The sequence below is a fragment of the Brevundimonas diminuta genome (genome assembly GCF_022654015.1).
Lineage (GTDB): Bacteria > Pseudomonadota > Alphaproteobacteria > Caulobacterales > Caulobacteraceae > Brevundimonas > Brevundimonas diminuta_C.
This window is the reverse complement of the sequence record NZ_CP073063.1, coordinates 1,976,616-2,000,153: the sequence shown is the minus strand read 5'-3', so window position 1 is coordinate 2,000,153 and position 23,538 is coordinate 1,976,616. Positions and strand designations below refer to the sequence as shown.

Here is a 23,538-nt window from a genome sequence, read left to right as displayed (position 1 = left end):
ATCCAGACGAACTGGACGTTACCATTCCAATCAAACCGACCGAAGAACCGGCGCCGGGCGACGCGACAGGGCGTGTAGAGCCGCCACACCCCCGCCAAGAGCCGCGACGCCCGTGGCGCTGGTGAGAAGAAGAACGACGCCGGTCCAGTCCACGCTCCAGGTCGCCTTGAACGCGAGCGTCACGACCGGCCAGGCGCCGGCGGCGCCGAGAAGAAGGCCGGCGAGACCGGCGATGGCGCCGACCAGGCTGTATTCAACGAGGTAGGCGGTCAGGATCTGGGCGTGAGAACCGCCCAGCACCTTGAGGACGGCGGCCTCACGCGCCCGCTCGCGCACGCCCGCCGCAATGGCCCCGATGAGGACGAGCAGGCCCGCAAGGCCGGCGACGGCCGCGGCCCCGCGAATGGCCAGGGCGAGACGGTCGAACAGGGTGGCGGCGGCCTCGAGCTGCTCGCGCACGCTGATGATGTTCACCTCTCGGAAGTCTGCGCCCAGCGCCTGTGTCAGGGCGCGTTCTTCGGCGGGTGAGGCGCGGGCGATGGCGACGCTGCGCGGATTGGCGCCTTCGATGGCGGCGGCGTTGAGGACTAGCAGGAAGTTGGTCCCGAACCCGCCCGGCTCGGTCCGACGAAGGGCGGCGATGCGCACCTCCATCTCGCGGCCCAGCAGCTGCAGGGTCAGGCTGTCGCCCACCTTGAGATCGGCGGCCTTGGCCAGATCCTGCGAGAGCGCGATCTGAGGCGGACCGGCATAGTCGGCGGCCCACCATTTGCCGGACACGACATTCGCATCGTCCGGCGAGCCGGCCAGGGCGGTCAGGAGAATATCCTGATCGAAGGCCCAGCGTTCGCCTTGAGGCAGGGCATCTACGTTGACCGGCGCGCCCTTCAACCGCACGATACGCCCGGTCAGCAGGGGCAGGCGCCGATAGCGATCCGGTCCGGGCGTCGCCATCACCTTCGCCACCGCCGCATCGAACGCCGCGCCGCGATCAGCGGGGATTTCGGTGAAGACGACGGATGGGGCTGATCGTGGCGCGACCTCGGTGATCTGGCCCAGCAGGCTGGACTGGATCAGGACCACCATGGCCAAAAGCGCAACACCCAGGCCGATGGCGGGGGAGGCGGTGCGCGCCGCCGAGCGCGGGCCGGCGAGATTGGCCAACCCCAGCCGCACCGCTCCGCCGGCGTGTCGTCTCAAACGCCCGGCCAGGAAGGCCGCCGCACGGCCGAGCGCCCACAGAAGGGCGAAGGCGACGACCGTGCCGCCGATCAGGGCGGCCGCTGCAAGTTTGGACGGCGCTGTCCAAAAGGCCAGACCCGCCAGGCCGATGGCGGCCAGGACAGCGAAGGCCAGTTCGACGCCGAGAATAGGTCGGTCGGTAAGCTGGCGACGGAACAAGGCGGAAGGCGGCGTGGCGCGGGCGCGGGCCAAGGGCGCGAGCGCGAAGGCTGCGGCCGCCAGAAGGCCGAACGCTCCGGCCTTGACCAGTGGCGCCGGATAGACCGCGAAGAGGGCGGGGATGGGCAGGCTGTCCTTCGCCAGCACGCCGATGACGAGCGGCGCGACGGCCCCGATCACGAGCCCGATGGCGACCCCGACGGCGGCCAGCACGCCGATCTGGATCAGATAGATGTCGCGGATCAGCCCGCCCTCGGCGCCGAGCGCCTTCAGCGTCGCGATCGATGGTTTGCGCCCCTCCAGATAGGCCGAGACGGCGCCCCCGACGCCGAGTCCGCCGGCCACCAGGGAGGCCAGACCGATGAAGCCCAGGAAATACTCCAGCTGATCGATCAGCCGTCCGGCGCCGGCGGCGGCCTCCGATCGGTCTCGCGCCTCGAGCCGGCTTTGCGGAAACCGTTTTTCGATACCCGCGATGGCGGCCTTGGGGTCGACGTCGGCAGGAAGGGCGATACGCACCGCCTCGCCGAACAGGCCGCCGGGGGCGAGCAGGCCGGCCTGTTCGACGGCGGGGACGGTCGTCACCACGCGCGGCCCGAGCGCAAAGCCCCGACCCAGGCGGTCGGGTTCGGCCAGAAGGACGGCGCGGGCGACGAACCGCGCGCCGCCGACGGTGAAGGTGTCGCCGAGCTTGAGATTCAATCGGTCCAGCAGGGCCTGCTCCACGACGGCACCCGCTAAGCCGTTCTCGACGCGCAAGGCCGTAGCCAGATCAGGGGCGCCCGACAGTTCTACCGCGCCGACCAAGGGGTAGGCGGCGTCGACCCCGCGCATATCGACCAGACGACGCTGACCGGTTCCGGTCTCGGCCATGCCGTTGGCTCGCACCGAATAGGCGGCGGGCCCCAGGGCGGCGAAGGCTGCGCGTTGGTCAGGGCTGAACCGGCCCTGGTCGAGGCTGAAGACGACATCGCCGCCGAGAATCTCCCGCGCCTGACTGGCCAGCCCCTGGCGGAAGGCCTCCGCAGTCGATCCGGAGGCGGCGATCGCCGCCACGCCCAGCGCCAGACAGGCCAGAAAGATTCTAAACCCCGCAATTCCGGAACGGAGTTCGCGGCGGGCAAAGCGGACGGCGAGTCTCATGCAGAGGCTAAGTCCGGGGCGACGACCCGGCCGTCGCGCATCGTCACAATCCGGTCCGCGCGCGCGGCGAGACGGTCGTCATGGGTCACCATGACCAGGGCGGCGCCGCTGTCGCGCACGAGGTCGAACAGCAAGTCGGCGACCAGGGCGCCGTTGGTCCCGTCCAGATTTCCGGTCGGTTCGTCAGCGAACAGCAGTTCGGGCCCGACCGCCAAGGCGCGGGCCAGGGCGACACGCTGCTGCTCACCGCCGGACATCTGGTGCGAATAGTGCGACCGCCGGGCGCCCAAGCCGACCCGCTCCAGCCAACTGCGCGCCAAGGCCACAGCCCCCGGCCTGTGGGCCAACTCCAGCGGCGCGGACACATTCTCCTCGGCCGTCATATTGGGCAGGAGGTGAAAGCTTTGAAAAACCAGAGCGGCGCGCCCCCGACGCAGGCGGGCGCGGCCGTCCTCGCCCAGCGCGGCCATATCCTGACCGAACAGCATGGCTTGGCCCCGGGTCGGGGTTTCCAGCCCTGCGGCGATGGAAATCAGCGAGGATTTGCCCGATCCGGAGGGGCCGACGATGGCGACCGTCTCGCCCGGCGCTACGGCCAGGTCCACGCCGCGAAGGATTTCCACGGGTCCTGCCGCCGAGGGCAGGGTGAGGACGACGCCGTCGAGGACGAGCGGAGCGGCTGAAGCCATCGATATGTCGCCTGCTGGATTGGGAGGAGGAAAGCTGGTCCCTATATGGGGGTGCAGATCATGACTCCAAAGCCCCCTTCGCCCATGCCGTCCATGCGCCGCCGCTCGCTCCTGACCGGAGGGGTGGGGCTCATTCTTGCCGGATGCAGCGCCTCGAAAGAGGACACGTCAAAAGAGCCGACTAAGCCCTCGGTGTCGCCTTCCCCCACGGCTGCACCTTCGGACGGGCCGGAAAAGATCGTGACGCTGCTGGGCGATTCCATCACCGCCGGCTTAGGCCTGCCTTCGGCCGAGGCTCTGCCCGTGCGCCTGGAAGAGGCGTTGAGGGCAAAGGGGCTCAGGGTGAGGGTTCGCGGCGCCGGGGTTTCGGGCGACACGACCGGCGGCGGACTGGCCCGGGTCGGCTACAGCGTCCAGGACGACACCGACCTGTGCATCGTGGCCCTGGGCGGCAATGACATGCTTCAGGGCGTGGATCCCAAAACGGTCCGATCCAATCTGAAGGCCATCATCACCTCGCTGAAGGCGCGCGATATTCCCGTCCTGCTGGCGGGGATGAAGGCGCCGCCCCAATACGGCGCCTATGCCGCCGAGTTCGATCGCATCTTCGCGGACCTGGCGCGCAAGGAAGATGTTCCAACCTATCCCTTCATGCTGGAAGGCGTGGCCCTGGATCGCCGCTACAATCAGCCAGACGGCATCCACCCCAACGCTGAAGGGGTGCGCATCATCGCCGACGGCTTGGCGCCGGTCGTCGCAAAAGCGCTGTCTGTGTAGTCAAGGACGGGGCGACGTTATGAGATCGCACTAAGGCCCCGATTGCTCGTCGCTTTGTGCGACGGAGCTGACTGTTGTTTGAAAAAAAATCTCTGTCTGAGCGTCCTATGCCGAAATCCAACGACACCGTGCATCTGCGCTTCACGCTAAAGGGCGAAACCGGTCCATTCTGGCAGACCAACGCAACAGTGGCCTCGGTCGCCAATGGAACCGCCCTGCTCGACGGCTTGGATCGCCAGATCGCCGCCCGGCTCGCTGATTTTCGCCGAGCCGGTTGGCATCGCGCCTCAAAGCGCACGCCCAACTCACGCCGGGAATGTCGTGTTTCCGGCACGTTCGTCATGACCGTTCATGGCGCATCTGCGTTGTTTGGGGCGTATCGTGCGGAAGGGGCGTTGATCGTGGGAGGTGGCCATGAGCCAGCCCGATCTATTTCGTTTACCCCGCAAACCCTGGAACGCTGGTCGAATGACCGGAGCGAAGGCCCCGCTCAAGCCAAAGCACATCTGGGCGATCCGTCAGCACCTGAAGTCCGTTGGATCGATACGGGATCTCGCGATGTTCAACATCGCATTGGATGCGAAGCTGCGGGGCTGTGATCTAGTAAAACTCCGCCTCGGCGATGTTGCTCAAGGCGGCGTCATTCGGCAGCGGTCGACGATCATCCAGCAGAAGACCGGTCGGCCCGTGCCGTTCGAGATCACGGAGGCCGCTAGAGAAGCTCTAGCTCACTGGTTGGAGCGCCGAGGACTACGGCGTGACGACTGGCTGTTCCCCAGCCGCAGCCGGGATGGAGAGCACATAGGCACCAGGCAGTACGCTCGGCTGGTCGATACCTGGGTGAGAATGATCGACCTGAACCCCAGCGCCTATGGCACCCACAGCCTGAGACGGACCAAGGTGGCCTTGATCTATAAGAAGACCGGAAACCTACGCGCCTGCCAGCTCCTTCTCGGGCACGGAAAGCTCGAGAGCACCGTCAGGTATCTCGGCATCGAAGTGGACGACGCGCTGGAGATTTCAGAGCAGATCGACCTCTGAGCAGGCTTGGGGCGGCCCGCCGGAAAGCGGACTGCCCCTATGTCTCAGAGGGGTGGGGTGCAGACTTATTGATCGCGAGTTGAAGGGTCAGATTCGCCCCATGCGCTCGGTCGCGACGTCGTCCAGCAGGGCTCAAGCGTCGACCTCAACCGATTTGCCCATGCCGCGAGCGGCGTGCCGATATTGGTCGCGTATTCCATTTCGTAAGCGAAGCCGTCCCGCCACGTCGGGTATCTCGCGAACAGTCGATAACCTATGCCGTCAAGGGTCGGCCCCTGTCGATCGTCACGCCCTATCGTCGGCAGATCAACCATTGGAGGGGGCAAGCTTTCCAACTCGAGCAGCACTGCTTCTGCACCAGGGCATTCGGATGCAACTACCCATTCTTCGTTCAATGGAGCGTCTCGACCGCTGATCCCCCGTCTTACCGCGAGAACGCGCTCGTGTCGGTCGCGCGGTCCGGTAAACGGCGCATAGATGCTGAAGACTTCTCCGGTCAGTCTCAGGCTGGGACTGATTTCCAGCACGACCATCGGCACGAACTGCCCCAGCCGTTCCTCGCGATAGTCTCGAGGCTGAGCCTGTAAAGCCAGGCTCGCCAGCATCATAATCACCATACCAGAACCTCACAGAACTCCCTCGAAGGTGCCGCTCAAAAGCGATGTCTGCAATGGGTCGATTCCGGTACTAGGCCTTGTTGCTAGAAGCGGACGCTGGTCTCGAGACCGGTTTCGTAATCAAGCCGAAGCACTAAGGACGCGATTGATTTTCGCGACGACATCGCTGCCCCTGTCCGCCATGAATCCAGTCTGAAAGACTATGGCCTGCCGACCATTTACCGACAGGTGAACGCTATCGCGCATTGGCCCAGAGCGGCCCAGATCGACAGCCTTTTCGATGTCTTTAATCGCAACCGATTGGAAGTATGCCCAGTAGATAAAAAGACGTCCTCCCGAGACATAAAGAGCTGCTGGACTGCGAACGTAATTCCAGACATGCCAAGCACATAGCGGAAGGAAAGCCGTTATGCCGATGGTGGAAATCGTCAGCAGAACCTTGGCGACTTCCGGCGGATATCGACGTCCTTGGTACTCTCCGAAGTTGAGGAGCCAAAACCACATTAGCGCGGCGGCTCCCGCTATAAGCCCGCTAATGCCAAGAACTTTCCAAGTCGAGAATTTTGACAGGACACCGACATCAGCAGGCGTTGTCGTGTTCATCATCTACAATCCAATCTGCTGGCCTCAGTATGCTGGCGCATCCAGACCCAACACTGTGGTGTGTCGAGCACACCATCCGCTAGGCCAGCATATCTTTGACCCGAACGTCTGCAATGGGTCGGAAAGCGAACATCGGCCCCTCAGCCCAAGCGCGAGCGCGCCGAACTGCAGCTAGGGCAATCAGCTGAACCTAGCGCCAGACAGCCCGCCCTTTCCCATAGTTGGGGAAGCGTCGCTCGAACTCATCGAGGAAACTTAGGCGCACCGTATTGAGTTCGAAGATTAGTTCGTGAGGGAAGTTAGCTTGTCCGGCTTCATCCATGAGATCGTACAGGCCCAACATCACCTGCTGCATGCGCTCGGCAGGATCGATTGGCATACCGTAAGGGTCACGTTCAATGTCCATATGGACAAGCTACTCCCAAGCAGTACTTCCGCAATGGGTCGGCCCACGACATCGACACCAGCGCGGAAAGCGGACATCGGCGCCACAGCCAAAAGAGGACCCGCCGAACTGCGGCTAGGGGTGGTTAGCGGACACTAGTTTGGGCTGAACTTAGCGGTTACGTTCAGGCGTCGCCCTCAGGCTTAAGGCGCTAGCATCCACCTCCAACATCGAAGCGAGCCTTTTGATGCTTTCAGTCTCGATCTTGTCTGCCCTGCTGTTGGCCACGCCGCTCCAGTCGGCTCCGGCAACAGAGCCGCAATCGGCCACATTGCCGGATGTTGAAGTCACCGGCGTGCCCGAGCGGGATGCGGTGCATGGTTTCGTCGGACGTGTGGCGGCTCCGGCGACTGGTCGCGGTCTAGCGCGTTGGCGAGGGCCCCTATGTCCAGCGACGGTCAACCTGCGTGCGGAGGCGGCACAGCCGATTCTCGACCGGGTCAGCGACATTTCGGCCGAGTTGCATCTCCGTCCGGGACAGCCCGGTTGCGACCCGAACCTTGTGATCATCTTCACAAACGACGGGTCTGCGCTGGCGCAGAAAATGGTCGAAAACGACGCCAGACTGTTTCGCGTTGGTGTAGGCGGCCTTGATCGAGGGCAGGCACCACTGCAGGCATTCCAGACCTCGGAAAAGCCAGTGCGCTGGTGGTCACTGAGTATGCCGGTCGATAAGTTCGGCTCGAGGGCAGTGCGCGTACCAGGCGACCAACCCGGTTCATCTCTCCGGACATCGCAGAGGCAGCGGGTTGTGGCGGATACGATTGCCCGATTGCCTTCGCGCCCATAGTCGAGGCCACCACGGGTTCTCGTCTGACCGATCAGACGGTAGACGCGCTGTATAAAGTCATCGTCATCGTCGATTTCTCGAAGACCGGGTCGGTCAGCGCTGGGCAACTCGGTGATTACATTGCCATGATCTCCTTGGCCCAGATCGACATGGCGGCCGAAACCAGTTCTTACGAAACCGTGCTCAATCTGTTTGATGATGCCGGCCCCGGGATGACGGACTGGGATAGAGCGTATCTTCACAGCCTCTATTCACAATACGCATCTCCCCGCTCAGCGAATGCGCAAGCTGGCCTGATTGTGAACAACATGCGGCGGAGAGTGCATTCGGTGCCTTGACCTTGGCCCTGTCCGTCTACCGCTGAACTGTCTCCACTGAAGGAGGCAGGAAGGTCATTGGGAACAGCGAGATATGGTTGTCGTCCAAGCGTCATCGGCATAGGCCGGAGTCATTCGACAGGCCATCCGGCTCTATTTCCGCTTCAATCTAAGCATTCGCGATGTCGATTAGATTCTAGGCAAAGAGAAAATAACGTCCGCTACGGGTCGGCCCACGACATCGACACCAGCGCGGAAAGCGGACATCGGCGCCACAGCCAAAAGAGGACCCGCCGAACTGCGGCTAGGGGTGGGAAGCGGCCATTGCTCAGAGGAGCTACACGGCTTTCACTTGAACTGCGCGGATGCCCGCTTCGATAAGCCTCACGCCAATAAGCGACGCAGCCAAGGCTAAGCCCGCCAACGTCACATTAAAAGCAGCATCGCGCAGACCAAAAAGCGCGGCTTCCATAATCGTATAGCGACGCGGTCCATCTGCCTCGACCACATTGAAGAAAGCGCCGTAGCCCAGCGTCGCCCACACCAAAATTCCGGTAGCCATTGCGCCAAGAGCCCCTGCCGCCTCGACAAAATCTCTTCGCTTGCCCCGACCCAACCGGACGACGAGCACTAATCCGGGCAATGCAAAAATCAGATAGTAGAAGACCGAAGCTAGCCAGTGGATGCCAGCTGTTCGTATCCCGGCAGCCTGAGCCCACTGCGCCAAGCCAAAGCCCAGAACTAAAGGGCAAATGAGGAAGATCAAAACTCTGCGGACCATAGTCGCAGTTTAACTGCGGATCGCCCTGCGTCCGCAATGGGTCGATAGCTGACATTGCCTTATTGATTGCGACGGGCCTCGGTACGGAAGCAGCAAACTAGAACTGTGATGTTTGCGTACGCCATTCCCACCAACGGGATCGCCAAGCCAGCGAGAAGGATCCATCTCAGGATGGAGGAGTCCGCATAGCTAAGTGGAGTTGTTTTTCCTGTGTCGAGCAGGAAAGCGCAAGCCACGCCGGGAAGAAGTGCGACCGACCATGGGATCGAAACAGCCGGTGCGATGTAGGCTAGGCGAGCAGGCTCTGTACCAGAGCCAAGTTGGCACAGCCTCTTGTGATATCGACCAGCAAGCGTGATGAGCAAACCAGATCTCCGACCCTGTTACGGACGTTATTATCGATGGACATGACAATGTCCGCAATCGGTGGGAAGGCGACGTTGGCTCAGCGGCAGCAGCAGTGCACAATGACCATATGAACAGCGCCTCTGGTCACAGCGGTTTTCGAACTAACGCAACTGCCTTGGCTGTTGCGATCCTTGCGTTGGCCTTTGTGATCGAGGCGACAGCGGGCTTTCGGCTAGGAGAAGTGCAGGGCAGCATCGCAGAACTGGGCGTTGCCATAGCGATGATCGCGGCCAGCGTGTTGATTTTCGCCCAGTTTGGACGATCCCGACGGCTTATATCCGCCTTGGCCGCTTTCGGCTCTGTGGTGATACTTTGGGCTGTGAATGCTGCATTCAGCACTTCGCTCGACGTGGCACATGGCGGAGCCTACCGGTGGAGTGGAACTCGCGTCATGGTGCTTACGCTGTTCGTCGGCCCCATCATTGGCTTTGTAGCCGCGATATTGACGTTCGGGTTCTCTCACCTGTCTGCGTTTAACTCAGCAGCCCCAAAGCGGTAGCGGAAGAAGTCCGCTTTGGGTCGATTTCAGTCATGGGCTTCACGGCCAATAGCGGACGTTGGCCTTCAGGCCGGGAAACGGTCGCAGTCGATGTCAGCTAAGGGTGGAAAGCGGACCTGAGCTTCGGCTCGCGATCAGCGTTCTGAGGCCGACTCAGGCCAGCATTCACGTGATACTGAGTTCACAAAGTTAAATGGGATTGGGACGGATATCCTCAAGCGGAGACAGGGGAATTCCCTGGGCCAAAAATAAGATTTCAGAACTCGATTACAGGGTTTGAAATCAGAATCGATTTAGAATTGGTTTTGTAAAACGGCGCATGAGGTGGATAACCGGGTGGATAAACGGGAGTCCAGACCATGACCGCAGTGTCGCTTTATGTGGAACTTAAAGCAAAGCCCGGGAAGGAAGAGGCGGTCGCCGCATTCCTAGCCAGCGCGCAGAGCTTGGTTGAAGGCGAACCAGGCACGATCGCTTGGTTCGCGGTCCGCTTCGATCACAGCACGTTCGCGATCTTCGACGCCTTTGATAACGAAGCTGGCCGAGAGGCCCATCTCGGCGGCAAGGTGGCCGAGGCGTTGATGGCGAATGCGGACGAACTCCTCGCCGCTGCGCCACAAATCCGCAAGGCGGATGTCCTGGCCGACAAGTTGCCGGGGTAATAAACTTGCGCGGTTTGCAAGGTGCGGACTCTTGCACCTTCGACCGCCAGCAACTCTACCACGCGCTAGACCATCCGCTGGTCAGTCAGGCCAACCCCGAGCAGGGACAGCGGCCGGCGGTCTAAGTTCCGTCGCTTCGCGCCTTCTAGTCAACCTTCGGACGCATGCGGGGCCGCTCGCCGCTCGACGGCCCCTCCCGCCGGGCTGAAACCAGGCACTTACAGCCCCACATCGGTCTTGTTTGTCGAGACGTCAAAAAGGGACCTTCCGAAGGTCGCAGATGGGTCGATTTAGGTCCTAGATCCAAGCGCTGAAAACTGACCTAGCCTTCGAGCAGAGAGCGGTCCACGCCATGGGCCGCTAGTTGACTCGTCATAGTAAGGAAACTCAAATCGGTGAAAGATGCCCCGCGCTCCTAAATCCGATCGCAGTTTCAAAGAACGCCAGACGCTTTTTGTCGGCGCCTTGCTTCTCGCCTTCACCGTCCTGCTGCCGCTGTGGACATCGCTGATGGCGGCGGTGTTAGCTGCCAACCGGATGTGGTGGCCCTGCACTGTTATGGTCGGCCTGTCTGTTCTCTTTGGCTTGCTGACGCGACTTGCGTTTAAAGCGTATCGGAAGCTCAAAGGGAGATCGCTCTGATTGCCGCCGGACCAAGGCGTTTTGTGCCAAGGACTGTCCGCAATGGGTCGGACCACGACATTGGCATTAGGCCGGAAAGCGGACCTTTGAAGCCCACCTGAATGTCGTGTTTCCGGCGTGCCGCCAATGTCTGTTCCTGGCGCATTGTAGGCTAGCGGTTGGACCGCCGGCGAATCCGTTACTTGTCCACCGGCTGCTCAGGATCCGGGATGTACCGAATGATCAGATCGCCCACGTAGACAAGACCGGCACCCACCAAGAAGCCTATCGCGATCTGATGCTCCATGAAGCGGGCGCCCAAGAGGGCCAGGACCCCGATCATCATGAACGCCACGCCCGCATGGCTGAAGTTGCGCGCCCACATAGTGAGCCAAATCGCTTGTTGATGAGGGGCCAAGGGCATGTGCGACCTTTTAACTTCGAGGTGAAGATTGGGAGTTCCCTGGAGCGCCAAGAGATACCTTTGCCGCCATAGACAGTGCTTCCCTAGAAAGGGGCAAACCAGGCGGCGGATCCCCTCGGCCTAGGCGCTCTGCCAAGGACCTAACGGCCAATTGGAAAATCTCACGCGTAGTGAGGCTCTGACCGGCGAGTGTCTTCAGGAAGGCGTACTGGAAGCCCGTGACTTCGAACTGAATGCCATAAATTCGGCCGTGGCCACGCTCGGTTCTAAGATATCCGGACAGTGGCTCGTCCCGATCTATCATCGCTAACGGGGATGCAAATAGGTTGTCGGCCAGCACGCCAGAGAGCAAGATCTGCTCAGCAACATCTAGCCTGTCTGCTTGCGATCTCAGTTCGTCCAAAGCCGCCCGCGAGATCGTCGCATTCACGGTCCGCCTCGACCGTCGTGGCGGAGGCCAAGTGAGATCTCTCCGCTCTAAGTGCGCCAGAAGGCGGCCCGCGCTTTCCAGTCGTCGCCTGACCGTCGACTGGAGGTCAGGGTCATGCAAGCTCGAACGTTCCTGTTCAAGCCGGGCAACGACGTCCGCGTCAGCGACGATCGCAACGGGGACGTCTGACGATGAGAATGGTGGGGCGATCCCCGGTGCACCGGTCATGAATGCTACTTAACGTCTGTCGACGTAAAGTCATCACCTCTCGACCAGTGGTGGGATGGCAGCGGGTGAAGCGAGACATTTAAGGGACGTCCTGGCGCGAAACGTCCGCATGCTTCGTCAGGAAAGAAAGCTGAGTCAGGAGCAGCTCGCAGATGCTTCGGGGCTCCATCGGACCTATGTGGGATCGATCGAACGTAGCGAACGGAACGTTTCGCTGGACAGCTTGAACGCCTTGGCCACCGGTCTTTCGACCGAGGTCTGGAGCCTGCTTCAGCCAAAGCGAGACTAAAAGTCGCTACCGATTGGGATCCGGCTCTTCGACAGGTGCAATCCGGACGACCTCGGCTTCTGGAAGCGCGCCTAGTTCCTTCAAGTCTTGAAGGGCCTCGCTGTAATCAACGAAGTACTCTCTCCAAGCCTTCATCTCGCCAATCCTCCCTATGGCAAGAATCGCGGCTCGATGGCCTGCTACGAGAAGATCCCTTTGACGCTTTAACGTTTGCACTTCAGCCTGGGCCGCTGCGAGACGTTCGGCGAGAAGGGCAGGGGAACTTTTTGAAAATTTGGCAGCGACCTGTCTTACTGCCTTTTGACGACCTTGAGCCGCCTCGACGGCTGCACGCAGGTCGAGCCTTCGGGTGAAGGTGCTGGCATGAGCAAACCGACCTTCCGAGCGCTCCGCGACACCTCGGAAGGTGAGGTCGATGTCCTGTTCGACCATCGTCTGGAGCAAGTGTTCCAGAAACTCCTGCTCAGACCTAGCGGGCACGACCGACCTCCGCATGGAGACTTGACCCGTCGGGGAACACGGGCCGCCCCGGCGCCTGCGCAAGGGCGGCCTGCACGCCCTCCAGCCTCTCTTCGGCATGGGCAAGTTGAGTGATGTAGTTCGGAGCCCTGCTCGGCTTTGTCCTGAGCCGCTCGATGTGGACCTTGTATCTACGGCTGAGGTCGGTCAGGTTTTTTTGTTCTTCTGGGGCGTCCGTTCGAACGAGATGGTTGCACCGGTTGAAGCACTCAAGGTGTTTCACGCAGGGGCTAGCCGCGAAGCTGTTCAAACAAAACCCATAAGGTGTGAAATGGAGAGCGCCCGCCTCCGCGTTAAGAAACTCAAATGCCGCTTCATCACCTTCTTCTCGTTGAAGGCGCTGAAAGGCACTCACGACCGGGCCGGTAATCTTGCCTCCTCGGATCAAGTCAAAAGCCTGGCGGGCCTTCGGACCAAGCATCGATTTCGCCAACCGCGCCGTGTCGGGCTCCATCTCATCGAGATGCTCGGCCAGCGTCCTGTGATCGTAGACGTAGCTCTGGTCTACGCCCTTGCGATTGTACCTGCGCGAAATGACGGTGTCGGCAACGCCGCGACTGAACAGTTCCGTATTCTGCAAATGTCGGAGTGAGTGGGGATTGATCGTGTGGCAACGTTCCATTTCGGAAGCGCCGTAGCGCTGGAACAAGCGTCCGCCCTCAGTCCCGCCAAGTTGGAGTTCCAGGTCTTGCGCTGAAGCCGACTGGACCGAGAAATAGCGCTCGGTATCTATGATCGCGTCGTGCTTAGCCTCTGCCCGCGCGCGACCGGGAATAAGGAACAGTCGATCCTCAAGCCCAACGTCTCCGCGATCGGAACGGCTCAATCGCTGTTCAGGCAATTTGGTCTTGAGGTGCTCACGGATGTACTCCTCCAGCTCGCCAACGCGTACGAAGGGAGCCCGCCCCGCCAGCCGCTCTTGGTTCGAAAGAACGAGTTCGGAGCCCTCGCTGTCTTTCAGTATGCTCCGACCTCCGCGGTTGTTCTCAACCCTGCGGAAATAATCACGCACCCTTGGGCTCACCGACGACGACATCAGCGCCTGCGCTTGGTGCTGGCGGATCGCATTCAAAGACACAACGTCATAGGCCTCGCGGTATGCGTTCTTCAGCGACTGGGGGATCTCACTGACTGTTACCTGCATCACCCCGGACGCCCGCGTGTAGGCCTCAGTCCAGGAGATCAGCGCCTCAGGTCGGAGATCGGGGAACAATGAACCAGTCTCCCGCTGCGCTTTGGCTTGTCGTCGGAGCGGCTCTGTCGCTCTCAGAACCGTTCCGACGCTCGACATGACGGTCGGCACGAGGAGGGGAGGCACGTGTTGTATCGCGTCGATCAGCTCGAAGCCGCGGCCGGCCGGCATTTGTTTCTCGGCGAAGTTCCTGAACATGACTATCGGCGTCAGAGGGCCGAACAGGCGCGGATTAGTGGGAGCCGGCTGCTCAACGATGAGGCAGTTGCTCGGAAGAGAAACGAGCTCTCCGACACGGAACCCGGTGGCGAGGAGAATTCGTGCCTGATGAAAGCGGATTAGGTCGCTGAACGTGTCAGGCCTGGCGCTGAACACGATGCGGATAAGCTCTGCCAACGCTGCTTCGTTCGGGAGCTTTTCGGCATAATGAACCTGGCTCAGGTCGCTTCGAAGGGCGTCAGGTCGCTTGTTATCGACCTGTCGACGACGAGTGATTTGGATCCTTTCCTCTCGCTCTAGCGAAAAGGCATTGTTCTTGTCCGGGATGCAGTACTGGGCGAGCGGCCGCTGATCGGCGTTTCCAGTTCCATCTAGCCAGTTCGCGATCAGCGCCTTCAGCGTACTGGCGCGCTTCGCGGACGGAGTGGCAATTAAAGCGGCATTGTAAGCGGCTGAGACAATGCTGGCGGAGAGTAGGGGAGGTGGGGTGTCTCCAGCGCATATTGCGAGGATGCGCAGAGAGTCGGAGATATTGGTCGCGAAGTTGCCGGGAGTCCGCCCCTTCACGAACAGGTCATGGACCGCCGTGGCTTTTAAAAAGCTGATCCAGGCCGGCGTCATGACGTCCGCATGATCGCGGCCTGTAAGAGAGCGCACCGCTGCCACTGCCGAAGAGTTTGCAGCAAACGTCGAGATCAGCTTTCGGGATCGCTCGACCTTTCCGGCAGCGGCGCCGAGATCCCACCAATGTGCCTTGGGAATGGCTCCAGTGTGAAGATCGTACGGCACGTCCCACGACAAGCCATGGCGTCCCGCGAGAACCTTGCCGTCTTCAATGAACTGGTCGAAGGAGGACGTCATTCGCTCGATCCGTCGATTTCGGAAAGGACGCTGCCAACAGCTTCTAGGGTGCCGCGCAGCTGCATCATCGCGGGCGAGACGCGGTCGATGCGGGATGGCTGGTCAAAAGAGCGCACCACATGCCGCAGATCCGTGAGAACCTGCTGGTGGATCGAACTGTCGGAGACCGGAAGGAACTTGTGACATGTATAACAACTGAGAACCGGGTTCCGCGTGCAGAGCGACTGGCCCGCAGTGCACGCCCCTATGCCGGAGACCGGAATGCCATGAGGCATTCCACCGATCTGCTGATCGGCAGGTCTTCCCAAGAGGTCAGCGACGGTTATGAGGTCGCCGCGCATGGCTGCAGCGATGGATTGGTAGGTGGGGGACTCACCCAGCGCCGCGTTCACCAGCATGTTCTGGGCAGGCGAGCTCTCGATGTAATGATCTGCGGCGGTCGTGTCCGTATGACTGAGGTAAGCGGAAACCTCTTCGCGAGACGCCCCACTGTCTGCGAGACGCTGCGCTCCTGTGTGCCGGAACATGCCCGTGGCATAACGGCTACCGGTGACACGCTCCGACACGTCACCAACTATCCCAGCAATCTCAATAGGGACCATCCGGAAGAACTTGCCGTTGGACTTGAACTCCAACACGTCCGCCCAGCAACGAAATAACGGCGTCCACTCCGCCTGAATCCTGCGATTGACGCGATTTCCGACCTTTTGTGACCGCTGCTTGATAACAGTTGGACGGATATGGACGATCTGCGCGTCCAAGATGCGGACGTCACTCACGTCCAGCATCGCAATCTGCCTTGATCGTAATCCGTGCTGATAGGCCACAGCGAGAATGGCACCGTCCCGCGCAGCTATTGGAGTACACTGCCCCGACGCTGCAAGTCCGCTGAGCTCATCGAGATAAGCGACGATCTTCGACCTCGCGTCATAAGGGAGGATCGACGACCGATCTCTGACGCCTGCGTATTTCCGATAGGCGTGGCCGGGCAAAGCGCGAACGAGGGCGGCGTCTGCACTTCTCCACTGGCCCACCTCCCAGCGGCAGAGCCAATGGAGTAGGTGCCGGAAGGCGAGTGCTTGATGACGGCTCAGTTGTTCAACAGCCTGCATGGTCCACCAGGACCGAAACTCCACAGGGCTCTGCTGTATCGCATAGACAACTCCCTCATAAAGGCAGTCCGTGGGCGACGCGACCCAGCAGCGCCAATAGTTCGCCGCTGTCGTGGTGGCGTTACCCACGAGCGTCTCAGAAAGCACGCGTTTAACGACGCTTCGGACCGGCTCCGGAATGCCACCAAACGCAAAGCAATCTACCTCACCATTTCGGTGAATATTCCACGTATCTTCATGAAGACTATCCAGCCGCCGATCGATCCGATCGAAATCATCATAGTAGCGGATGATGCTAGGAAGGGGCGGCAACTGCGGAAGAGCGGGCACCGCCTCGAACAGTGGCAGCTGCTCAGTCATTGGCCGGATCCAGCGCGAAGAGCGATCAGGCTCCTCTCAAAGGTCTCATCCCAGACCTTGCTGTGGCGAGGGGCGAAGTACGCGCCAGCGTAGTGGAAAGGCATGTCCGATGACCGCTTCCAGCCGAAGAATGGTCGAAGCCGGTGGAGCGCCTCTTCCAACTCCATGCCGGCGTCCATGAAGCGCTGAATCCGGATGACCGCCGAAGTGTGCCGGAAATCATGCGGCGAAACTTTCGAGATGCCTTCATCCCTGAGCGCCGCAAACGCCTGCGGAGACATTTGCTTCGAAGCGACATCTATGACGCTGCCCAACGAGCTCAGGGCAAGCGGATGGCCCTCGGCCGAGGAGAACAGAAAGGCGTGGCCCACATCAGGTCGGTATTGGCTCACGTAAGTGTCGATCGCGACAGCCAAGACCTGTGGGATGGGCAACTGGCGGACAGCATGACGGTTTTTCAGCGCCGGCTTTCGGGACCGGCTGTCGGCGTTGTGGTCGGGAGGACAGACATCAAGCCAATGGCGCACTTCGCCTAGGCTGGGGTCGAATTGCTGCTTAAGTGAATCCACCGTCAGGCTCAAAGCCTCACCGCGGCGCAGACCAAGTTGCACAAGAACCAGAAAAATTACGAAATTTCGCCACCGGCTGGACGGCGTTCTGAAGGGGTTGCGAGGCGAAGCTGGGTCGAAGATTTCGTAGAGATCTTCGACTGCTAGCCAAGGCAACGCACGGCCCGGGTTGGAGGGCCGCCTGGGGCGAACGCGAAGCTGGGCAAAGCGCTGCCGCATGACCCGCAGACGCTGCTTCATCGCAGGATCATCGATACCAACTAAGTTCTCGAGGATGGAAAACGTGAAGCGGCAAGCGAGCTGCCAGTGCCGGAGATCTTGATCGGCCTGTCGGGCCAGCAGGCTGCTCGAGAGGACGCGTTCGATCTCCGAGAAATCCGGCGCTAGCAACACGGCGTCCAGGTCGACGCTGGGTACCATCGAGGCCGCTTGCAGGTACAGATGATTGGCAGCGCTGGCGTATCGGTTACGAGTCGGTTGAGCGAGATGGCCGTTCAGCACGTCGATCCATATCGTCGAGCAGTATCGAGGTAATCCGCGATAGTCGGCACAGAATGGACCCGTAAGGGTCGCGGGAAGATCGAGATGCATCAACGAAAAGACATGCTGGGAGATAGCCGGCATGTCCCGTAAGGCAGAGTTTGAATCAAGCGAAAAGCGGTGGATGCGGACCGCTTAAAGCCCCGCTGCTGCGCGGTTTTGATAGCTGCGCCGCGGGGCTTTGCGCTCCAGGGCAAGATAGCTCTGCAACACTTTCGAACTTAGGCGGCCTTCACATAATATATCTTAGGCGAAAAGTTGTTTAGCCTGCTCAAGGCTGCAAACGGCTCTCTTGAGCTTGGTGTTGAATGGTCACTGGCGTGTCTGCCGATTCGGGCTGCTGGGTCAGACCGACGCCCTTAAGCCAGAGCTTCAGCGCCTCCCAGTGGATCGCCGCGACAACCTTGAACGTCATCAACGGTATCCCTCCTGTCGCGGCGGCGATATTGCGATCATCCAGGCGTTCCCGCTTCGCCGCCATAGCGGCCGTGATCAGCACGCCTTCGGCATCTAGCCCATCGATAGTCATGTCCAGGCGATCGCCCGGCGTATGGCCACGAAACTGGTAGTCCATTTCCATGCCCATGAAGGGCGACACATAGAGCGCCTTGGCCGCGCCCTGACGAATGACGCCTGTGGCCTGATCTTCGATCGGGATTGGAATGACATAGGCGTGGCGGATGCCGAAGGTGCTGGTCACCTCGTACACCATGGCGGCCAACCGTCCGTCCGGCCAATGGCAATAGTAGATGCTGATCGGGTTGAAGACGTATCCGAGGACGCGCGGCATGGTTAACAGGCGGACAGGTCCACCTGCGAGATCGATGCCGGCTTGAGCCATCCACGCATCCACCTGGGGACGCAGCGCGCCAGAACCGTCTCCGTAATCCTTGTCGTGGAAGGACAAGATATTGAACTTATTGCGTGAAAACAGACGCAGGCGCGCAGCCAAATCATCGATTTCCAACAGGTCGAGCAGAAGCCAGAAGACGCGATAGTTCAGCGCATGAATCTTGGGGCGAAGGCGTCGGTGCATGACCCGGCCGCGATAAAGGGCCGAGCTGAGCGTCATGCGGCGCGTTCCAGCGCAACGCCCATCGGCGTCGTCAAATGAATGCGACCGCTTTCGTTGGGGACCGACCAAGGGCGACGCACGCCGCCAAGTTGCTCGGCCACGGCAAGGCCGGACTGCAAGCCATCCTCGTGGAAGCCCGCGCCGAAATGAGCCCCGCAGAACCAGACGCTCGCCTGCCCTTGTAGGCTCCACAACTGCTTTTGAGCCTGTATGGCTGCGGGATCGAAGATGGGATGCTCGTACAGTTCGCTGCGTAAAATCGTGTCGGCGCGCGGTGGACGCGGTGGATTGAGCGTCACGAACAGGTCGTCGCCCGGCAGACCTTGCAGTCGGTTCATCCAATAGGTGACGCAGAGACCGTCATCTGCTCCGATATAGTTCCAGCTGGCCCACGCGCGACGGCGATGCGGCATCAGGCCGGCGTCGGTATGCAGGACGGTCAGATTTCGGCTGTACCGGAAGGCGCCGAGCAGCGCCTTCTCGCGCGCCGTCGGTTCAGCCAACATCGCCAGAGCCTGGTCGGCATGGGACCCGATCACGACCTGGTCGTAGCGCTCGACGCCCCCGTGGCTGTCGTGAACGAAGACGCCCTGGTCGCTACGCCGCACGGCAGTGACGCCGTGGTCCAACCGGATGTCCTGAATCACGCGGGCGAGATGTTCGACATAGACGCGGCTGCCGCCCTCGACGGTGCGCCACAGCGGGCGTCCCACCAGTTTCAGCAGGCCGTGATTGCCGCAGAAACGGATGAACGACTCGGCCGGATAGTCCATCAGCGTGTGCGCCGGCGATGACCAGATCGCGGCGGCCATGGGCAGCAGGTGGTCGTCGCGGAACGCCTCGCTGAACCCTTCGCGCTTTAGATAGTCGCCGAGCGTCAGCGAAGAATCGGACATCGCCGCCAAATCCTTCGGCGCGTCGCGATAGAAACGCAGGATTTCGCTCAGCATCGACCAGAAACGAGGACGCAGGGCGTTGCGACGCTGAGCAAACAGGCCGGGCGCGGCATATTCGAACCGCCCGTCATCCAGCGAGACGGCGAACGACATATCCGTCGCCCGCGTCGCAATCCCCAAATGCTCAAACAGCGCGATCAGATTGGGATAGGTCGCGTCATTAAAGCAGATGAAGCCGGTGTCGACGGCGATCTCGCCGGAAGGCACGCTGGCCATCACCGTATTAGAATGCCCGCCCAAACGGTCGCCCTTTTCGTAAAGCGTCACGTCATGGCGTTTCGACAGAAGCCAGGCCGAAGACAGGGCGGCGACGCCAGATCCGACTACGGCGATCTTTTGACGTTCGGCAGAAGGCGTCGCGGACGACAGGGGCATGAAAACTCCGAAAGATACACCGCAGCGCAATCGCTAGGGCATGAAACGATTACGGGTCGCCGTCATGTTCGGATCGCGATTGATCCAGACATTTCCGCTGAGCGTATTAGTGTTCATGCATGCCGAGCCATTATCCTTCGCATCAACGCCATGTCGGTCAAACCGCGTGAAGGCGCTCGACAGCTTGCCTGATCCGTTGCTCCACGATCGTCTGATCGAACAGATCGCCCTGAGGCGCGATCGCGACGCCTTCGCTGCGCTCTTCGCCTACTTTGCTCCGCGGCTGAAGGCCTGGCTGATCAAGTCGGGCGCGACGCCCGGCGCGGCCGAGGACTTCGCGCAGGACGCCATGTTGACCGTGTGGCGCAAGGCGGACCTGTTTGATGCGTCCAAGGCGCGCGCCGCCACGTGGATTTTCACCATCGCTCGCAACCGTCGCCTGGACATGCTGCGCCGTGATGCGCGTCCCCTGCCGACGCCCGAAATCGAGCTGGCGGGGGACGATGTCCGCCGACCTGATGAACTGCTGTCGATATCGCAAGACGCGGATCGCGTGCGTGATGCCCTAGCGCGGCTCAGCGCTGATCATGTGGAGGTCCTGCGTTTGGCCTTCTTCATGGACAACTCTCATTCCGAGATCGCCAAACATCTCGGCCTGCCGCTCGGCACCGTCAAATCCCGTATTCGTAACGCCATGACCAAGCTTCGTTTGATCCTCGCGCCGTCTGAGGAGGCTGCGCGATGACATCTCAGCGCAATCCCTCCGAAGAACGTTTGCTGGCCTATGCGGCCGGCACGCTCAGCCCGCCCGAGGCTGTGGTGATGGCGGCGCATCTGGCGATGCGGCCGGCCAATGACGCCTGGGTGCGAGACCTGCAGACCGTGGGCGGGGAGTTTCTGGACGAGACCTCCCCCTCCCCCTTGTCCAATGATGCCCTCGCCTTGGCGATGGCGCGGATCGAGACGGATGCCGGCAAAGCCAGTCACAGCGCGCCCCTGAACGACATGCCCGAGCTGCCCGAGCCGCTGCGCCGCTATGCGCTGGGTCCATGGCGCTGGGTCGGACCCGGCATGCGTGTGCGCGATGTCCATGCGCCGCGGGATGGTGATTGCCGCGTCATTCTTCTGAAGATCGAGTCGGGTCGTGAGACGCCAAAACACACGCATGGCGGCGTCGAGCTGACCTGTGTCATCTCCGGCGCCTATGCGACCGAAACCGAGCGGTTCGATGTGGGGGACTTCGAAGAGGCGGATCCGGAGGTGCTGCACCAACCTCGTGTAGTGTCGGACGAGCCGTGCCTGTGCGTTGTCGCGCTTGACGGTCAGATCCAGCTGGATGGATGGATCGGCAAGCTGATCCAGCCCTTCGTTCGCCTGTGACGGCTCTTGCGACCATTTGGGGTGTCGCCGCCCTGTTTCTCGTTGTTGTCATGTCTATGGCCTGGCTGGTTCAGAAACGAACCGGTCAGGGCGGCTGGGCGGACGCCTTCTGGTCGCTCGGACTGGGAGCAGCCGGCGTCGGCGTCGCGCTGTTTCCGATCGACGGCGCCACTCCGTCGTTGCGCCAGTATCTGGCAGCGCTGCTGATCGGCCTTTGGGGCTTGCGGCTAGGATCTCACATCGCTGTTCGCGCCGCCCACGAGGAGCGCGAAGACGCTCGCTACGCGCGTCTGCGAGAGGACTGGGGCGCCGGTTATCAGATCAAGATGTTCGGCTTCCTTATGTTGCAAGCCGGAGCCGCCGCCTTCCTGGCGCTCAGCGTGATGGCGGCGGCGCGTAATCCGGCGCCGGGCCTGACGCTCCAGGATGCGATAGCGACGCTGATCTTTGTCGGAGCCCTGGTTGGAGAAGCCGTTTCCGATCGCCAGTTGGCGGCCTTCAAACGCAACCCGGCCAACAAGGGTGGTGTCTGCGATGTCGGTCTGTGGGCCTGGTCACGCCACCCGAACTATTTCTTCGAGTGGGTGAGTTGGTGCGCCTGGCCCGTATTCGCCATCAATCTGAGCGGTGAATGGCCTTGGGGTTGGCTGGCGCTGACCGGCCCAGCCTACATGTATTGGCTTCTGACCAAGGTGTCCGGCGTGCCCTTGCTGGAAGAGCATATGCGACAATCAAGACCAAAGGTGTTCGAGGTCTATGCCGCCCGCACCAGCGCCTTCTTCCCTCGCCCGCCCCATCGTTGAGGCGATCTTAGTCTTTCTGAGCTGATCCCAGATGCGTCTCGCCGCGTTCGCGGGCCATTTCCATCTGCCTGTGACGCTCGGCATAGCGCTGCCGCTGGACCGCGTCGCGGGCGTCGTGACAGCGCTCGCAGCACACGCCTTCGACATAGCGCGGCGAAGCGCGACCGGCCTCGTCCACTGGCAGACGACATCCCCGGCACAGGGTGTGGGGACCTTGGCTCAGGCCGTGCCCGACCGAGACGCGTTCGTCGAAAACGAAACAGGACCCACGCCATAGGCTCTGATCCTCATCGACTGTCTCAAGATAGCGGAGGATGCCGCCTTCCAGATGGTGGACGTTCTCCACACCCTCAGCCTTCAGGAAGGCGGTCGATTTTTCGCAGCGAATGCCGCCGGTGCAGTACATGGCCACGCGCTTGGCGCCGGTCTGCTCAATCAGCGCGCGACCTTCGCTGCGGAACCAGTCTGGGAAATCGCGAAAGCTGCGAGTATTGGGTTGAACGGCCCGTTCGAACGCGCCGATCTCGCCCTCATAGTCGTTGCGCGTATCGATCACCAAGGTCTCGGGATCGGTGATCAGCGCGTTCCAGTCCGTAGGTGAAACGTACACACCCGCCTGATTGGCAGGGTCCAGATCTGGCTGTCCCATGGTGACGATCTCGCGTTTGACGCGCACCTTCATCCGGTGGAAAGGCAGGGCGTCTGTCCAGGCGTATTTGAGTTCTAGCGTCTCGAAGCCTGGCATGGCATGGATCGCGGACAGCACCGCTGCGATGGCCGCCTCTGATCCGGCGATGGTGCCGTTCAGACCCTCCGGCGCGACGAGAAGGGTTCCCCTCACCTGCCCATCGTCGCAGACTGCCTGAAGCGTCATGCGTACGGCTTCGGGGTTGGCCACCGGCGCGAACCGGTAGAGTGCAGCGACACGGACGGCTTGATCGGACGAGGTCTGATGGTCGGTCATGGATCAGCCCCTCGAAGGCGCCGGAGATGGCGCGCCCAGCAGGACTCGAACCTGCAACATCCCGCTTAGAAGGCGGGTGCTCTATCCGGTTGAGCTATGGGCGCTCTGGCAAGACGTCAGGCGTCAGTGCGTCCAGGACTGCTTGCGGTTGGTGGCGAAGTTGTCGGCATAGGCCTTGATGATCACCGGCGGATCGTTCGGCTCGTGCAAGCGGAAGGCGATGCCGTGACGCTCGGCGTATTCGATCGCCTCTTCCTTCGATTCGAAGCTAAGACGAACCTGGCCGTTCATGTCGGTGGAGCTGGTCCAGCCCATCAGCGGATCGATGGTCCGCGCCGACGCCGGTTCGAATTCCAGCCGCCAGTCGCGGCTCTTGGCCTTGCCCGACTGCATCGCAGTTTTGGCCGGGCGGTAGATGCGAGCCAACATGGCGAAATCCTCAGTGACG

The 23,538-nt window shown here is 61.3% G+C and carries 25 protein-coding genes and 1 tRNA gene; 10 read left to right on the top strand and 16 right to left on the bottom strand.

The window, feature by feature from the left end:
• Positions 1 to 30: 30 nt before the first annotated feature.
• Entirely contained in the window at positions 31 to 2,544 is a 2,514-nt protein-coding gene (locus tag KAK88_RS09945) for an ABC transporter permease (RefSeq protein WP_242076528.1), read from the bottom strand.
• Positions 2,541 to 3,233 (bottom strand): ABC transporter ATP-binding protein, encoded by a 693-nt coding sequence (locus KAK88_RS09940; RefSeq protein ID WP_242076527.1) that lies wholly within the window; start codon positions 3,231 to 3,233, stop codon positions 2,541 to 2,543. The genes KAK88_RS09945 and KAK88_RS09940 overlap by 4 nt, the downstream gene beginning before the upstream one ends.
• Before the next feature lie 192 nt (positions 3,234 to 3,425).
• On the opposite strand from KAK88_RS09940, the gene KAK88_RS09935 reads away from it, so the two are divergent.
• Both KAK88_RS09935 and KAK88_RS09930 read left to right on the top strand, forming a co-directional pair.
• Complete coding sequence (locus KAK88_RS09935) at positions 3,426 to 4,010, top strand: arylesterase (RefSeq protein WP_242076526.1); 585 nt, start codon at positions 3,426 to 3,428, stop codon at positions 4,008 to 4,010.
• A gap of 414 nt (positions 4,011 to 4,424) precedes the next feature.
• Positions 4,425 to 5,051 (top strand): tyrosine-type recombinase/integrase, encoded by a 627-nt coding sequence (locus tag KAK88_RS09930; protein WP_242076525.1) that lies wholly within the window; start codon positions 4,425 to 4,427, stop codon positions 5,049 to 5,051.
• 65 nt (positions 5,052 to 5,116) lie between these two features.
• On the opposite strand, the gene KAK88_RS09925 is transcribed toward KAK88_RS09930, so the two are convergent.
• From KAK88_RS09925 to KAK88_RS09915, 3 genes are all read right to left on the bottom strand, one after another.
• On the bottom strand, positions 5,117 to 5,668 hold the full coding sequence (locus KAK88_RS09925; protein WP_242076524.1) for a hypothetical protein: 552 nt from the start codon (positions 5,666 to 5,668) through the stop codon (positions 5,117 to 5,119).
• Between the two features lie 120 nt (positions 5,669 to 5,788).
• Entirely contained in the window at positions 5,789 to 6,274 is a 486-nt protein-coding gene (locus KAK88_RS09920) for a hypothetical protein (protein ID WP_242076523.1), read from the bottom strand.
• Between the two features lie 187 nt (positions 6,275 to 6,461).
• A complete protein-coding gene (locus KAK88_RS09915) occupies positions 6,462 to 6,677 on the bottom strand; it encodes a hypothetical protein (protein WP_242076522.1) in 216 nt (71 codons plus the stop codon).
• A gap of 963 nt (positions 6,678 to 7,640) precedes the next feature.
• Here KAK88_RS09915 and KAK88_RS09910 point away from each other — a divergent pair.
• Positions 7,641 to 7,844 carry a hypothetical protein gene (locus KAK88_RS09910; protein WP_242076521.1) on the top strand — a complete coding sequence of 68 codons (204 nt, stop codon included), beginning with the start codon at positions 7,641 to 7,643 and terminating at the stop codon, positions 7,842 to 7,844.
• 316 nt (positions 7,845 to 8,160) lie between these two features.
• On the opposite strand, the gene KAK88_RS09905 is transcribed toward KAK88_RS09910, so the two are convergent.
• On the bottom strand, positions 8,161 to 8,604 hold the full coding sequence (locus KAK88_RS09905; RefSeq protein ID WP_242076520.1) for a hypothetical protein: 444 nt from the start codon (positions 8,602 to 8,604) through the stop codon (positions 8,161 to 8,163).
• A gap of 523 nt (positions 8,605 to 9,127) precedes the next feature.
• Here KAK88_RS09905 and KAK88_RS09900 point away from each other — a divergent pair.
• The 3 genes from KAK88_RS09900 (at position 9,128) to KAK88_RS09890 (ending at position 10,815) form a co-directional block, all read left to right on the top strand.
• Positions 9,128 to 9,511 carry a hypothetical protein gene (locus tag KAK88_RS09900; RefSeq protein WP_242076519.1) on the top strand — a complete coding sequence of 128 codons (384 nt, stop codon included), beginning with the start codon at positions 9,128 to 9,130 and terminating at the stop codon, positions 9,509 to 9,511.
• Between the two features lie 359 nt (positions 9,512 to 9,870).
• Positions 9,871 to 10,173, top strand: coding sequence for a putative quinol monooxygenase (locus tag KAK88_RS09895; protein ID WP_242076518.1), 303 nt, complete (start codon positions 9,871 to 9,873; stop codon positions 10,171 to 10,173).
• A gap of 402 nt (positions 10,174 to 10,575) precedes the next feature.
• Positions 10,576 to 10,815: a hypothetical protein gene (locus tag KAK88_RS09890; RefSeq protein ID WP_242076517.1), complete on the top strand. Its 240-nt coding sequence runs from the start codon at positions 10,576 to 10,578 to the stop codon at positions 10,813 to 10,815.
• Between the two features lie 178 nt (positions 10,816 to 10,993).
• Here KAK88_RS09890 and KAK88_RS09885 read toward each other — a convergent pair whose 3' ends face one another.
• Entirely contained in the window at positions 10,994 to 11,179 is a 186-nt protein-coding gene (locus tag KAK88_RS09885; RefSeq protein ID WP_242076516.1) for a hypothetical protein, read from the bottom strand.
• A gap of 752 nt (positions 11,180 to 11,931) precedes the next feature.
• Between KAK88_RS09885 and KAK88_RS09880 the strand changes: the two genes are divergently transcribed.
• A complete protein-coding gene (locus KAK88_RS09880) occupies positions 11,932 to 12,165 on the top strand; it encodes a helix-turn-helix domain-containing protein (RefSeq protein WP_313010032.1) in 234 nt (77 codons plus the stop codon).
• A 6-nt stretch (positions 12,166 to 12,171) separates the two neighbouring features.
• On the opposite strand, the gene KAK88_RS09875 is transcribed toward KAK88_RS09880, so the two are convergent.
• From KAK88_RS09875 to KAK88_RS09850, 6 genes are all read right to left on the bottom strand, one after another.
• Positions 12,172 to 12,609 carry a hypothetical protein gene (locus KAK88_RS09875; RefSeq protein WP_242076514.1) on the bottom strand — a complete coding sequence of 146 codons (438 nt, stop codon included), beginning with the start codon at positions 12,607 to 12,609 and terminating at the stop codon, positions 12,172 to 12,174.
• A gap of 25 nt (positions 12,610 to 12,634) precedes the next feature.
• Entirely contained in the window at positions 12,635 to 14,956 is a 2,322-nt protein-coding gene (locus KAK88_RS09870; RefSeq protein WP_242076513.1) for a hypothetical protein, read from the bottom strand.
• A complete protein-coding gene (locus tag KAK88_RS09865) occupies positions 14,953 to 16,428 on the bottom strand; it encodes a site-specific integrase (protein ID WP_242076512.1) in 1,476 nt (491 codons plus the stop codon). The genes KAK88_RS09870 and KAK88_RS09865 overlap by 4 nt, the downstream gene beginning before the upstream one ends.
• Positions 16,425 to 17,621, bottom strand: a complete 1,197-nt coding sequence (locus KAK88_RS09860; protein WP_242076511.1) for a site-specific integrase — start codon at positions 17,619 to 17,621, stop codon at positions 16,425 to 16,427. Before KAK88_RS09860 ends, KAK88_RS09865 begins: the two co-directional genes overlap by 4 nt.
• A gap of 187 nt (positions 17,622 to 17,808) precedes the next feature.
• On the bottom strand, positions 17,809 to 18,609 hold the full coding sequence (locus KAK88_RS09855) for a DUF1365 domain-containing protein (protein WP_242076510.1): 801 nt from the start codon (positions 18,607 to 18,609) through the stop codon (positions 17,809 to 17,811).
• Positions 18,606 to 19,943: an NAD(P)/FAD-dependent oxidoreductase gene (locus KAK88_RS09850; protein WP_242076509.1), complete on the bottom strand. Its 1,338-nt coding sequence runs from the start codon at positions 19,941 to 19,943 to the stop codon at positions 18,606 to 18,608. Before KAK88_RS09850 ends, KAK88_RS09855 begins: the two co-directional genes overlap by 4 nt.
• 166 nt (positions 19,944 to 20,109) lie before the next feature.
• Here KAK88_RS09850 and KAK88_RS09845 point away from each other — a divergent pair, with 166 nt between their 5' ends.
• Genes KAK88_RS09845 through KAK88_RS09835 form a run of 3 tightly spaced genes read left to right on the top strand, consistent with a single transcriptional unit; the run spans position 20,110 to position 22,126 of the window.
• The gene (locus KAK88_RS09845; RefSeq protein ID WP_242076508.1) at positions 20,110 to 20,688 is read left to right on the top strand and encodes a sigma-70 family RNA polymerase sigma factor; all 579 of its coding nucleotides are present in this window, start codon (positions 20,110 to 20,112) and stop codon (positions 20,686 to 20,688) included.
• Positions 20,685 to 21,323, top strand: coding sequence for a ChrR family anti-sigma-E factor (locus KAK88_RS09840; RefSeq protein ID WP_242076507.1), 639 nt, complete (start codon positions 20,685 to 20,687; stop codon positions 21,321 to 21,323). The genes KAK88_RS09845 and KAK88_RS09840 overlap by 4 nt, the downstream gene beginning before the upstream one ends.
• A gap of 50 nt (positions 21,324 to 21,373) precedes the next feature.
• Entirely contained in the window at positions 21,374 to 22,126 is a 753-nt protein-coding gene (locus KAK88_RS09835; protein ID WP_242076506.1) for a DUF1295 domain-containing protein, read from the top strand.
• A 7-nt stretch (positions 22,127 to 22,133) separates the two neighbouring features.
• On the opposite strand, the gene KAK88_RS09830 is transcribed toward KAK88_RS09835, so the two are convergent.
• The 3 genes from KAK88_RS09830 to KAK88_RS09820 all read right to left on the bottom strand — a co-directional run bounded on the left by KAK88_RS09830 (position 22,134) and on the right by KAK88_RS09820 (position 23,519).
• Positions 22,134 to 23,090 (bottom strand): rhodanese-related sulfurtransferase, encoded by a 957-nt coding sequence (locus KAK88_RS09830; RefSeq protein ID WP_242076505.1) that lies wholly within the window; start codon positions 23,088 to 23,090, stop codon positions 22,134 to 22,136.
• Between the two features lie 27 nt (positions 23,091 to 23,117).
• A tRNA-Arg gene (locus KAK88_RS09825) sits at positions 23,118 to 23,194 on the bottom strand.
• A gap of 19 nt (positions 23,195 to 23,213) precedes the next feature.
• Complete coding sequence (locus KAK88_RS09820; RefSeq protein WP_039245189.1) at positions 23,214 to 23,519, bottom strand: ETC complex I subunit; 306 nt, start codon at positions 23,517 to 23,519, stop codon at positions 23,214 to 23,216.
• Positions 23,520 to 23,538 lie beyond the last annotated feature (19 nt).